The 13,006-nt window shown below is 32.2% G+C and carries 10 protein-coding genes; 8 read left to right on the top strand and 2 right to left on the bottom strand.

Going from position 1 to position 13,006, the window contains the following annotated elements; all coding sequences use genetic code 11:
* Positions 1-30 precede the first annotated feature (30 nt).
* The 8 genes from VBY68_RS03415 (at position 31) to fabG (ending at position 7,884) form a co-directional block, all read left to right on the top strand.
* On the top strand, positions 31-1,275 hold the full coding sequence (locus VBY68_RS03415; RefSeq protein ID WP_121146892.1) for an HD domain-containing protein: 1,245 nt from the start codon (positions 31-33) through the stop codon (positions 1,273-1,275).
* Positions 1,276-1,328: 53 nt separating this feature from the next.
* Positions 1,329-2,369 carry a UDP-3-O-(3-hydroxymyristoyl)glucosamine N-acyltransferase gene (lpxD, locus tag VBY68_RS03410; protein WP_273695070.1) on the top strand — a complete coding sequence of 347 codons (1,041 nt, stop codon included), beginning with the start codon at positions 1,329-1,331 and terminating at the stop codon, positions 2,367-2,369.
* Positions 2,362-3,753 (top strand): bifunctional UDP-3-O-[3-hydroxymyristoyl] N-acetylglucosamine deacetylase/3-hydroxyacyl-ACP dehydratase, encoded by a 1,392-nt coding sequence (locus VBY68_RS03405; RefSeq protein WP_124588785.1) that lies wholly within the window; start codon positions 2,362-2,364, stop codon positions 3,751-3,753. The genes lpxD and VBY68_RS03405 overlap by 8 nt, the downstream gene beginning before the upstream one ends.
* Position 3,754: 1 nt before the next feature.
* The gene (gene lpxA, locus VBY68_RS03400; protein ID WP_099214337.1) at positions 3,755-4,540 is read left to right on the top strand and encodes an acyl-ACP--UDP-N-acetylglucosamine O-acyltransferase; all 786 of its coding nucleotides are present in this window, start codon (positions 3,755-3,757) and stop codon (positions 4,538-4,540) included.
* 44 nt (positions 4,541-4,584) lie between these two features.
* Complete coding sequence (efp, locus tag VBY68_RS03395) at positions 4,585-5,151, top strand: elongation factor P (protein WP_047788759.1); 567 nt, start codon at positions 4,585-4,587, stop codon at positions 5,149-5,151.
* Between the two features lie 39 nt (positions 5,152-5,190).
* On the top strand, positions 5,191-6,111 hold the full coding sequence (locus tag VBY68_RS03390; protein ID WP_099214338.1) for a UDP-3-O-(3-hydroxymyristoyl)glucosamine N-acyltransferase: 921 nt from the start codon (positions 5,191-5,193) through the stop codon (positions 6,109-6,111).
* A 73-nt stretch (positions 6,112-6,184) separates the two neighbouring features.
* Entirely contained in the window at positions 6,185-7,057 is an 873-nt protein-coding gene (sucD, locus tag VBY68_RS03385) for a succinate--CoA ligase subunit alpha (protein ID WP_099214339.1), read from the top strand.
* A gap of 80 nt (positions 7,058-7,137) precedes the next feature.
* Positions 7,138-7,884 (top strand): 3-oxoacyl-[acyl-carrier-protein] reductase, encoded by a 747-nt coding sequence (gene fabG, locus VBY68_RS03380; protein ID WP_121146887.1) that lies wholly within the window; start codon positions 7,138-7,140, stop codon positions 7,882-7,884.
* 286 nt (positions 7,885-8,170) lie between these two features.
* On the opposite strand, the gene VBY68_RS03375 is transcribed toward fabG, so the two are convergent.
* A complete protein-coding gene (locus VBY68_RS03375) occupies positions 8,171-8,596 on the bottom strand; it encodes a helix-turn-helix domain-containing protein (RefSeq protein WP_099214342.1) in 426 nt (141 codons plus the stop codon).
* A 655-nt stretch (positions 8,597-9,251) separates the two neighbouring features.
* Complete coding sequence (gene purL / locus VBY68_RS03370; protein WP_415268880.1) at positions 9,252-12,920, bottom strand: phosphoribosylformylglycinamidine synthase; 3,669 nt, start codon at positions 12,918-12,920, stop codon at positions 9,252-9,254.
* Positions 12,921-13,006: the final 86 nt, after the last annotated feature.

The raw sequence follows: 13,006 nt of genomic DNA, 5'->3' as shown, positions 1-13,006 counted from the left end.
TTTTGTTTAAAATTCAAGGATTTATACATTTTGAAGAAATCAAAAACCAACAAATTAAAGATAATTAACGATCCTATTTATGGATTTATCTCGATTCCAAATTCCCTAATTTTTGATATTATTGAACATCCTTATTTTCAAAGGTTACGTAGAGTAACACAGATGGGATTATCAAATTTAGTATATCCTGGAGCTAACCACACACGTTTTCATCACGCAATAGGCTGTATGCATTTAATGCAAAAAGCTGTGCATGTGTTACGAATGAAAAATGTTGAAATTTCAGAAGAAGAAGCAAATGCTTTATATATAGCTATTTTATTACATGATATAGGTCATGGAGCATATTCACATGCATTAGAACATAGTATTGTTAATGAAATTACTCATGAAGAAATTTCATTAAAATTTATGAAAGCCTTGAATGATGAATTTGAAGGAAAGTTAAGTTTAGCTATTCAAGTATTTGAAGGGAAACACCCACGTAAATTTTTATACCAATTAATATCAAGTCAATTAGATATTGACCGATTAGATTATTTAAAAAGGGATAGTTTTTTTACTGGGGTAGCGGAAGGAAACATTTCATCAGATCGTTTAATAGCAATGATGAATGTAGTGGATAACGAATTAGTTATTGAACAAAAAGGAATTTATTCAGTAGAGAAATTTGTTATTGCTCGACGCCTAATGTATTGGCAAGTTTATTTACATAAAACTGGCTTAGTAGCAGAAAACCTTCTGGTTAGTATATTAAAAAGAGCAAAGGAGCTAGCTACAAAAGGAGTGGAACTTCCGTCTAGCAGAGCTCTTAAGTATTTTTTATATAATCCGATAAATAAAGAGAATTTTTCAAATAAAACATTAGAAATATTTTCTGAACTAGACGATTATGATGTTTTGTCAGCAATAAAAGAATGGAAGAATCATGAAGATTTTATATTATCTACTTTAGCAACAAAAATTATTGATAGAAGTTTGCTAAAGATTGAAATTCAGGAGAAACCATTTACTGAGGAGTATATTGAAAAGAGGCGTAAAAAACTAAGAAAGCTTGTAGATTTAAGTGAAAAAGAACTTGAGTATTTTGTTTTTTCAAATGAAATAAAGCACCAAGCATATAATACGAAAAAGCCAATTAAAATTTATACAAAAAAAGGTAAGCTTAAAGACATAGCAAAAGCTTCTGACCAGCTAAACCTTAAAGCATTGACAAAGCCTGTTGTAAAATATTATCTGTGTTATCCAAAGAAAATAAAGCAGGAGAATATTTAGAAACAAATTCTAATCAAGAGGTATTTGAACAAAAATAATTACTTTTGCAGATAATGAAATTTACAGCAAAACAAATAGCCGATATTTTAGAAGGAGAGATTGAAGGGAATCCAGAAGCTGAAGTATCTACACTTTCTAAGATAGAAGAAGGCAAAGAAGGTTCATTAACCTTTTTATCAAACCCAAAGTATAACTCATATATATATACAACTCAAGCATCAGTAGCTATTGTAAATAAGAGTTTTGTTCCTGAAAAGGAAATAGAAACTACTTTGATTAAGGTTGAGGATGCTTATAAGTCATTTTCAAAACTTTTAGAGTTTTATAATGAGGTAAAGAATAATAAGCAAGGAAGGGAAAATCCTCACTTTATTGCTAATTCAGCTACTATTGGAGACAATGAATATATCGGAGCTTATGCCTATATTGGTGAAAATGTAGTTTTAGGAAATAATGTTAAAATTTACCCTAATTCATACATAGGAGACAATGTGACAATTGATGATAATACAGTTGTTTATGCAGGGGTAAAAATATATTCTGAAACTGTTATAGGTAAGAATTGTAAAATTCACTCAGGAACAGTAATAGGGGCAGATGGTTTTGGGTTTGCACCAGATGAAAATGGAGAGTATAAGGCAATACCGCAAATAGGTAATGTCATTATAGAAGATAATGTTGATGTCGGATCTAATTCAACTATTGATAGAGCTACTTTAGGCTCAACTATAATTCGTAAAGGAGTAAAATTAGATAACCAGATTCAAATAGCCCATAATGTTGAAATTGGTAAAAATACCGTTATAGCTTCTCAAACAGGAATTGCAGGATCTACCAAAATAGGAGAGAACTGTATGATTGGAGGTCAAGTAGGTATAGTTGGACATATAACCATTGGAAACAATGTAAAAATCCAAGCTCAATCAGGAATAGGAAAAAGTTTAAAAGATGAAGAAGTAGTACAAGGGTCTCCAGCATTTGGATATTCAGACTATAGTAAGTCTTACGTACATTTTAAAAACTTACCAAAATTAGCAACTACAATACATAAAATAGAAAAAGAGTTGAATGCTCAAAAAGTAAAAAATGAGTAAGAAACAAAAAACAATACAAAATGAAGTTACATTATCAGGTGTTGGATTACACACTGGTAATGAAGTTACAATGGTTTTTAAACCTGCACCAGAAAATCATGGGTTTGCTTTTAAGCGAGTGGATTTAGAAGGGGAGCCGGTAATAGAAGCAAAAGCTGATTATGTAACCAATACACAAAGAGGTACAAACCTTGAAAAAAATGGAGTTCAAATACAAACATCTGAACATGTTTTAGCAGCAGCAGTTGGTTTAGATATTGATAACTTATTGATAGAAGTTAATGCTTCTGAACCTCCAATTATGGATGGATCTTCTAAGTTTTTTATTGAAGCTTTAGAAAAAGCTGGAATAGTAGAGCAAGAAGCTGAAATTGAAGAGTATGTAGTAAAAGAAGTAATTTCATACAAAGATGAAGTAACAGGGAGTGAAATTATATTAATGCCAGCAGATGAGTACCAAGTAACGACTATGGTAGATTTTGGTACTAAAATATTAGGAACTCAAAATGCTACATTAAATACAATTTCAGACTTTAAAGAAGAAATTTCAGCAGCAAGAACATTTAGTTTCTTACATGAAATTGAAATGTTGTTAGAAAATGACTTAATTAAAGGAGGAGATTTAAATAATGCTATTGTTTATGTAGACAAAGAATTGTCTGATAGTACAATGGAAAAGCTAAAAAAAGCTTTTAATAAAGATAATATTACAGTAAAACCTAATGGAGTATTAGATAACTTAACGTTGCATTGGGCTAATGAGGCTGCGCGTCATAAATTGTTAGATGTAATAGGTGATTTAGCTTTAACAGGTACTCGAATTAGAGGTAAAGTAATAGCAAACAAACCAGGACATTCTGTAAATACCACTTTTGCTAAGAAATTAGCTAAAATCATAAAAAAGGAAAAAAGAAACAATGTTCCTTCATATGATTTGAATCAACCACCATTAATGGATATCCATAAAATAATGGATATTTTACCTCATAGACCACCGTTTTTATTAATTGATAGAATTATTGAGCTGTCTGATAAACATGTGGTAGGAATGAAAAATGTTACTATGAATGAAGATTTCTTTGTAGGGCATTTTCCTGGAGCACCAGTAATGCCTGGAGTTCTTCAAGTAGAGGCTATGGCACAATGTGGTGGTATTTTAGTATTGAGTACAGTTCCAGATCCTGAAAATTACTTAACATATTTCATGAAAATGGATAATGTTAAGTTTAAGCAAAAAGTATTACCAGGAGATACTTTAATTTTTAAATCAGAATTAATAGCTCCAATTCGTAGAGGTATTTGCCATATGCAAGCCTATGCTTACGCCAATGGAAAGTTGGTGTGTGAAGCTGAATTAATGGCGCAAATTTCAAAAGTAAAATAATATGAATCAACCACTTGCGTACGTACACCCTCAAGCAAAAATAGCTAGAAATGTAGTTATTGAACCTTTTACAACTATTCATGCAAATGTAGAGATAGGTTCAGGAACTTGGATAGGCTCTAATGTAACTATTATGGAAGGTGCGCGCATCGGTAAAAATTGTCGAATTTTCCCAGGGGCTGTTATTTCAGCAATTCCTCAAGATTTAAAATATAATGATGAGGACACGACAGTAGAAATAGGAGATAATGTTACTATAAGAGAGTGTGTAACCATTAACAGAGGAACTTCAGATAGAATGAAAACAGTTATTGGAGACAACTGTTTAATCATGGCATATTGTCATATTGCGCACGATTGTAGAGTGGGAGATAACTGTATTTTTTCAAATAATTCAACTTTAGCAGGTCACGTAACAGTGGGGGACAATGTTGTACTTGCAGGTATGGTAGCAGTACATCAATTTGCTTCAGTAGGAAATCATGCTTTTGTAACAGGTGGATCTTTGGTACGAAAAGATGTACCTCCATTTGTAAAAGCAGCAAGAGAGCCTTTATCATATGTAGGAATTAACTCTGTAGGGTTGAGAAGAAGAGGTTTTACAACTGAAAAGATTAGAGAAATTCAAGACGTTTATCGTATTTTATTTCAAAAGAATTATAATAATTCTCAAGCGATTGATATCATTGAAGCTGAAATGGAAGCAACCTCAGAAAGAGATGAAATTATTCAGTTTATAAAAGATTCGCATCGCGGAATCATGAAAGGATATTTTAAAGCAAATTAATTAGTAAAATTGCACTTATAAGAGCAACAATAAAGATCAAATAAATGGCATCAACATCAGATATTAAAAAAGGATTATGTATAAAATATAATCACGATATATTTAAAATCATTGAGTTTTTACATGTAAAACCAGGAAAAGGACCAGCTTTCGTCCGTACAAAACTTAAAAGTGTTACATCAGGAAAAGTGATAGATAATACTTTCTCTGCAGGTCATAAAATTGACGACGTTCGTGTAGAAACACATAAATTTCAGTACTTATATCCTGAAGGAGATTTATACCACTTTATGAATACTGAAGATTATAACCAAATTACACTTCAAAAATCAGTATTAGATGCACCAGATTTAATGAAAGAAGGAGAAGTAGTTACTGTTTTAATAAATACAGAAGACGGAATGCCACTATCTGTAGAAATGCCTTCACATGTTATTTTAGAAGTTACTCATACTGAGCCAGGTGTAAAAGGGAACACGGCGACAAATGCTACAAAACCAGCAACTGTTGAAACTGGAGCAAGAATTAATGTACCTTTATTCATTAACGAAGGAGACAAAATAAAGATAGATACTGAAAAAGGCGCATATACAGAGCGTATCAAAGAATAAATTTAATATTCCCGCTTTGGCGGGAATTTCTTTTTAAAGATGAAGTTTAAACAACCTCAAACCCTAGAACAAATAGCAGGGTTATTAAATATTGAATTTGTAGGAGAAAGTGGTTTTCCTATAACAGGAATTAATGAAATTCACGTGGTAGAAAAGGGAGATATTGTTTTTGTAGATCATCCAAAATACTATGATAAGGCTTTAAACTCAGCAGCTACTACTATATTAATAAATAAAAAAGTAGATTGTCCTGAAGGAAAATCATTATTAATTTCTGATGATCCTTTTAGAGATTTTAATAAAATAACCAAGCACTTTAACCCTTTTATAGCTTCAAAAAGTAGTATTGCTGAATCAGCAATTATAGGTGAAGAAACTGTTATACAGCCAAATGTTTTCATTGGAGAGAATGTAAGAATTGGTAAAAATTGTTTAATTCATGCAAATGTGTCAATTAACAATAATTGTATAATAGGAGATAATGTAACAATTCACGCTAATACCGTTTTAGGAGCAGATGCTTTCTATTATAAAAATAGACCTGAAGGCTTTGATAAATTAATATCTGGAGGTAGAGTAGTACTTGAAGATAATGTAGATTTAGGAGCTTCATGTACTATTGATAGAGGTGTAACTGGAGATACATTAATAGGAGAAGGTTCTAAAATTGATAATCAAGTTCATATAGGACATGATACTGTGATAGGTAAAAAATGTTTAATAGCTGCACAAACAGGTATTGCTGGATGTACTGTTATTGAAGATGAAGTGACAATTTGGGGACAAGTAGGTATTATTAGTGGGTTGACAATTGAAAAGGGAACTGTTTTGATGGCGCAAACAGGGGTGTCGAAATCTCTCAAAAAAGGAGTGTATTATGGAACTCCACAGCGCGAGTACCGTCAAACACTAAGGGAAGTCATTTATTTAAAAAATGCAACAAATAAAGAAAAAAAGTAACCTAAAATTAATTGTGAAAACACAATTAAAAAGTTATTTTTGTCTGTCTTAAAAAATAATAAAAAGCAAACCAATGAGTGTTTTAGTAAATAAAGATTCAAAAATTATAGTTCAAGGTTTTACAGGAAGCGAAGGTACTTTCCACGCTGGTCAAATGATCGATTACGGAACAAACGTAGTTGGAGGTGTTACACCAGGTAAAGGAGGTCAAGAGCATTTAGGTAAACCAGTTTTTAATACAGTTGATGAAGCTGTGCAAAAAGCAGGAGCTGATACTTCAATTATTTTTGTGCCACCAGCATTTGCTGCTGACGCTATTATGGAAGCTGCTGAAGCTGGAATTAAAGTAATTATTTGTATTACTGAAGGAATTCCTACTGCTGATATGGTAAAAGTAAAAGCATATATCGATCAGTTAGATTGTACTTTAGTGGGTCCTAACTGTCCAGGTGTAATTACTCCTGAAGAGGCAAAAGTAGGAATTATGCCAGGGTTTATCTTTAAGAAAGGTAAAGTAGGTATTGTTTCTAAATCGGGAACTTTAACTTATGAAGCTGCTGATCAAGTTGTAAAACAAGGTTACGGAATTACTACAGCTATTGGTATTGGTGGAGATCCAATTATAGGAACTACTACAAAAGAAGCTGTTGAGTTATTAATGAATGATGACGAAACTGAAGCAATCGTAATGATTGGTGAAATTGGAGGTAACTTAGAAGCTGAAGCTGCTCGTTGGATTAAAGCTGATGGTAACCGTAAGCCTGTTGTTGGTTTTATCGCAGGGCAAACTGCACCAGCAGGTAGAACAATGGGGCATGCAGGTGCTATTGTAGGAGGAGCAGACGATACTGCACAAGCAAAAATGAAGATTTTAGCAGAAAATGGAGTACACGTGGTAGAATCTCCTGCTAAAATTGGAGAAATGGTAGCTAAGGTTTTAGCATAACATCTACATACATATTAGAATAAATTCCCGTTTTTAACGGGAATTTATTTTTATATTTGACCTATTAAAACAACTAATAAATGAAACTTTTAGAAAATAAAACAGCAATTATTACAGGAGCTACCAGAGGAATTGGTAGAGGGATTGCATTAGAGTTTGCAAACCAAGGATGTAATGTTGCATTTACGTATAACTCTTCTGTTGAGGCAGCAACTGCTTTAGAAAATGAATTGAAAGAATTAGGAGTAAACGCTAAAGGATATCAATCTAATGCAGCAGAGTTTGATGCAGCTCAAGAGTTAGCAAAAAATGTTTTAGCGGAATTCGGAACTATTGATGTGTTGGTAAACAATGCAGGTATTACAAAAGATAATTTGTTAATGCGTATTTCTGAAGATGATTTTGATAAAGTAATTGAAGTAAATTTAAAATCGGTTTTCAATTTAACAAAAGCAGTAATTCGTCCAATGATGAAGCAACGTGCAGGATCAATTATTAATATGAGTTCTGTTGTTGGATTAAAAGGAAATGCTGGTCAAGCAAATTATGCAGCTTCAAAAGCAGGAATTTTAGGATTCTCTAAATCAGTAGCTTTAGAATTAGGTTCTCGTAATATTCGTAGTAATGTTGTTGCTCCAGGTTTTATTGAAACAGAGATGACTGCAAAATTAGATGAAAAAGTTGTTGAAGGTTGGAGAAACGAAATTCCTTTAAAAAGAGGAGGCACCCCACAAGATATTGCTAATGCTTGTGTTTTCTTAGCATCAGATATGAGTTCTTACATTACAGGACAAACCTTATCTGTTGATGGAGGAATGTTAACATAGAATTTATTTAGAAAATAAAATCAAAAAAGCCTGTATTATTTTTATAATACAGGCTTTTTTTATTATAAGGGGTTGTGTTTGCTTGTAAGGGGGCAAGCACGAGGGGTTTGCCTTGGGGGACAAATTTCTAAACTCAACTCAAAGGGGAAATAAGTCTTAGGGGAGTTTAGTTATTAATGATTTATAAAATCCAAACGGTTTGTAAGGGGAAACAAATACCGAGGGGTTATTTGAATTTTATAGCACATTAAATTCTTAGGGGATTGTTAGGGAATCATTTATACTATTATCTTTTTTTGTAATCTTCAAAGGTTCCATCGTCATATAAAACCAAAATATTTTTAATTTCTCTAAAAGCGGCAGATTCTTTTTGTTTTGAAGGGTTCTCTGAGAATTGCGTATTTGATTTTTTTTCGGGTTCTTGGTCAAATACAGGATTTTCATTAAACAGAGAAGGAGCTTCACTTTTCTCTATTTTTATCTCTTTTTTGTGATTTTCTGTATTTTTTGGAAAATAGCCTTTACCATATACTAACCAATTAAGGTCAACTTCATCAAAAGCCGTTTCAACTTTTATAATAAAATCTAGACTCGGTTTATTTCTTCCTGATAATAGGTGAGAAATGCTAGACCTTGGTACATCAATTTTATCTGCAAAACTTGACGCCGATAAATTGTAATAATCTAATATTAGTTTTAGTCTTTCTATCATTTGTTTACTTATGTAAACATTAGGGGTTGTTTACGTTTGTAAATATATAATGTTTTATAATTGTAAACAAGAAAAAACTCATTTTTTTTCAATACCACCAAAATAAACACCATAAAACACTTTAGGTGATAGCGTGTAACTTACTTAAATACAGTTATTTATGTTTTAAGTATAGATAAATATTATACAGTAGGTGAGTTTACATAATTACAATTGTAATTGTTAAAATACAGGCTTTTAGGGTGTTTAATAATGTAAATTAACCTAACAATAATCATTATAATACCTTTTTGGGCTTATTAATAGCTTGTTTTATGCTTTTAAAATAAATAACAACGCTTTATACCTATAAATAATAGGCTTATTTTTATATTTTTATTTAAATCCTTTAAAATCAGTGTAAAAATCGCATTCAGCTTATATAATCACTCTAAAACTACTTAGCTTATAAGCTTGATGATTAAAAAGAGCTAATTATACTTCTATATGTATAAAATAGTGTTGTAATAGTTATAATTCAAGAAGTTTATTACAATTGTAATTAAAAACAACTTGTTAACAAATGTAAATTAATGAATTTTTTGTTCACTTTTGTAAAAAAAAAGCACCCTGTTTACAGAGTGCTTTATATTATACGATAAAGTAGTATTTATACTTACTTTTTATTCTCTATCCATTTTCTTGCGTTTACAAAAGCTTCTAACCAAGGAGAAACTTCATCTTGTCTGTCTTGTGGGTAATAAGCCCAATTCCATTGGAAAGTTGAACGTTCAATATGTGGCATTGTTACTAAATGACGACCAGTTTTGTCGCACATCATTGCTGTGTTATAATCTGATCCATTTGGATTATTAGGATATCCTTCATAACCATACTTCGCAACAATATTATAATTGTTTTCAGTTTCTGGTAAATTGAATTTTCCTTCTCCATGAGAAATCCAAACCCCTAATTCAGTTCCCGCTAAACTAGATAACATTACTGAATTATTTTCTTGAACTTTTACAGATGTAAACGAACTTTCGTGTTTCTTAGATTCATTATGAAGCATTTTACCATGTTCGTTATGTTCTGGATTAATTAATTCTAACTCCATAAATAACTGACATCCGTTACAAATACCTACTGAAAGCGTATCTTCTCTTTTAAAGAAATTTTTCAAAGCAGTATTTGCTTTTTCATTATATAAGAATGCTCCAGCCCATCCTTTAGCAGATCCTAAAACATCTGAATTAGAAAAACCTCCAACTGCTCCAATGAATTGAATATCTTCTAAAGTTTCACGACCAGAAATTAAATCAGTCATGTGAACATCCTTAACATCAAAACCAGCTAAATACATAGCGTTTGCCATTTCACGTTCTGAGTTAGAACCTTTTTCACGAATAATTGCAGCTTTTGGTCTAGTTGTTACAGTACCAACTGCATCAGCTAATTTTCCTGTAAAATTAGTTGGGAATGTATATTGTAATGGTTGATTCTTATAATTATCAAAACGATCTTTAGCTAAACCATTAGCTGTTTGTTTTTGATCTAATAAATAAGAAGTCTTATACCATGTATCTCTTAGCTCAGCAACAGATAAAGCAAAAATATCAGTTCCGTTTTTAATATTTAATCGATCTGATTCTGTTACCGAACCAATCTTAAAGAATTCAATATTATTATCAGCTAAAATTTGTTCTACAGAAGAATCAACTGCTTGGAAAACAATTCCTGAATTTTCAGCAAATAATAATTTAATACTATCAGTTTCCTTTAAAGCAGATAAATCTAAGTTTGCACCTACATTTACATCAGCAAAACACAGTTCTAATAAAGTAGTAATTAATCCTCCAGATGCAACATCGTGACCTGCGACAATTTTTCCTTCTTTTATTAAATTCTGTAAAACATTAAATGCTGATTTAAAGAATTCATTATTAGTAATAGTAGGAGCGGAGTTCCCTATTTTGTTTACTATTTGTGCAAACGAACTACCTCCTAATTTAAAATCATCTTGCGATAAATTGATGTAGTATATCTCTCCTTTGTTAGGTTGTAAAACAGGTTCTACTACTTTGGTAATATCATTACAGTTAGCAGCAGCTGAAATAACTACAGTACCTGGAGAAATTACTTCTTCATTCGGATATTTCTGTTTCATAGATAAAGAATCTTTTCCCGTTGGAACATTGATTCCTAAATCGATAGAAAAATCAGAAATAGCTTTTACAGCTTTGTATAAACGAGCATCTTCACCTTCATTTTTACAAGGCCACATCCAGTTTGCAGATAAAGAAACTGATTGTAAACCATCTTTTAAAGGAGCCCATACAATATTGGTTAAAGCTTCAGCGATTGAGTTTTTACTTCCTGCTTCAGGATCAATTAACCCTGAAATAGGAGAGTGCCCAATGGTAGTAGCAATACCTTCTTTTCCTTTATAATCTAATGCCATCACACCTACATTGTTCAATGGAATTTGTAAAGAACCAACACATTGTTGCTTAGCTACTTTTCCTCCAACACAACGGTCAACTTTATTGGTTAACCAATCTTTACAAGCTACGGCTTCTAATTGTAGTACCTGCTCTAAATATTGGGTAAAGTTTTCTTTCGAATAATTTAGGTCAGCGTAGTTTCTGTCAACTGTTTTATCAGTCATGATTGTTTTTGGAGAGCTCCCAAACATATCTTCTAAAGCTAAATCCATAGGCTTATTACCATTGGTTTTAGATTCAAAAGTAAAACGATGATCTCCAGTAACATCACCAACAGTGTACATTGGTGAACGCTCACGTTCAGCTATTTTATTAAGGGTGTCAATATGCTTTTCAGCAATTACCAATCCCATACGCTCTTGCGACTCATTCCCTATAATTTCTTTATCAGATAGGGTAGGGTCACCCACTGGTAATTTATCTAAATCGATATTTCCACCAGTATTTTCCACTAATTCAGATAAACAGTTTAAGTGTCCACCAGCACCATGATCGTGAATAGAGACAATAAAGTTCTCATCACTTTCTACCATACCACGAACAGCATTGGCAGCACGTTTTTGCATCTCTGGATTTGAACGTTGAACAGCGTTTAATTCAATTCCTGAAGAAAATTCTCCGGTATCAGCAGAAGAAACTGCAGCTCCTCCCATACCAATACGGTAGTTCTCACCTCCAAGAATAACAATTTTATCTCCTTCTTGTGGTGTATCTTTTAACGCTTGTTCTTTTTTACCATATCCAATACCCCCCGCTTGCATAATTACTTTGTCGAAACCAAGTTTGCGAGCATCTTCTTCATGTTCAAAGGTTAAAACTGAACCACAAATTAATGGTTGTCCAAATTTATTACCAAAATCAGAAGCACCATTAGAAGCTTTGATTAAGATATCCATTGGAGTTTGATATAACCATTTACGTTCATCCATTCCTTTTTCCCAAGGACGATTCTCCTCTAAACGAGAGTAAGAAGTCATATAAACGGCAGTACCTGCTAATGGTAAAGATCCTTTTCCACCAGCTAATCTATCACGGATTTCACCTCCTGATCCTGTTGCAGCACCGTTAAAAGGTTCTACAGTAGTAGGGAAGTTGTGTGTTTCAGCTTTTAATGAAATAACTGATTCAAACTCTTTTGTTTCGTAAAAATCAGGTTTATCTGCACTTTTCGGAGCAAATTGCTCCACTTTTGGTCCCTTTACAAAAGCAACATTGTCTTTATATGCAGAAACAATATCATTTGGATTTTGCTTTGATGTTTCTTTAATTAATTTGAATAATGAAGTAGGCATTTCTTCTCCATCAATAACAAAAGTTCCATTAAAAATTTTATGACGACAGTGTTCTGAGTTTACTTGAGAGAATCCAAATACTTCAGAATCTGTTAATTTTCTACCAATTTTAGTAGCAACTTCTTCTAAATAAGTAATTTCTTCATTACTTAAAGCCAAACCTTCTTGCTCATTATAAGCAGCGATATCATCAATATCTAAAATTGGTTCAGGTTGAATATCAATTGTAAAAGTTTCTTGGTTTAATCCACTAAACTTTTGAGATATCATTGGGTCAAAATCAGAAAAGTCATCAGTTACTGCTTCAAACTCTTCAATTCTGATAATTCCAGTAATTCCCATGTTCTGTGTTATTTCAACAGCATTGGTACTCCATGGAGTAATCATTGCTGCTCTAGGCCCAACAAAAAAGGCGTCGAGAGACGCCGCGTTTATTTTCGGTTGGTTGCCAAATAACCAAGTTAACTTCGAAATTGTTTCAGATGTTAATTCTTCTGTTGTTTGAACAGCAAATATTTTACTGTTTACGTTTCCAAAGAAATGAATCATTATGTTATAGTTGTGTTTGTGTGTTGTTTTAAAGGCGTAAATTTAATTCTTTTGGATGAAATAGAAGCATAAAAAAAGCAGCAAAA

The organism is Tenacibaculum ascidiaceicola (genome assembly GCF_047470925.1).
Lineage (GTDB): Bacteria > Bacteroidota > Bacteroidia > Flavobacteriales > Flavobacteriaceae > Polaribacter > Polaribacter discolor.
The sequence above is the reverse complement of the archived record's forward strand: the minus strand, read 5'-3'. Positions and strand labels throughout refer to the sequence as shown.

Excerpts from the sequence above, each read along its gene's own strand:
- lpxA (WP_099214337.1), top strand. The coding sequence starts at position 3,755 with ATGAATCAACCACTTGCGTACGTACACCCTCAAGCAAAAATAGCTAGA.
- fabG (WP_121146887.1), top strand. The coding sequence starts at position 7,138 with ATGAAACTTTTAGAAAATAAAACAGCAATTATTACAGGAGCTACCAGA.
- lpxD (WP_273695070.1), top strand. The coding sequence starts at position 1,329 with ATGAAATTTACAGCAAAACAAATAGCCGATATTTTAGAAGGAGAGATT.
- VBY68_RS03375 (WP_099214342.1), bottom strand. The coding sequence starts at position 8,596 with ATGATAGAAAGACTAAAACTAATATTAGATTATTACAATTTATCGGCG.
- purL (WP_415268880.1), bottom strand. The coding sequence starts at position 12,920 with ATGATTCATTTCTTTGGAAACGTAAACAGTAAAATATTTGCTGTTCAA.
- VBY68_RS03405 (WP_124588785.1), top strand. The coding sequence starts at position 2,362 with ATGAGTAAGAAACAAAAAACAATACAAAATGAAGTTACATTATCAGGT.
- VBY68_RS03390 (WP_099214338.1), top strand. The coding sequence starts at position 5,191 with ATGAAGTTTAAACAACCTCAAACCCTAGAACAAATAGCAGGGTTATTA.
- efp (WP_047788759.1), top strand. The coding sequence starts at position 4,585 with ATGGCATCAACATCAGATATTAAAAAAGGATTATGTATAAAATATAAT.
- sucD (WP_099214339.1), top strand. The coding sequence starts at position 6,185 with ATGAGTGTTTTAGTAAATAAAGATTCAAAAATTATAGTTCAAGGTTTT.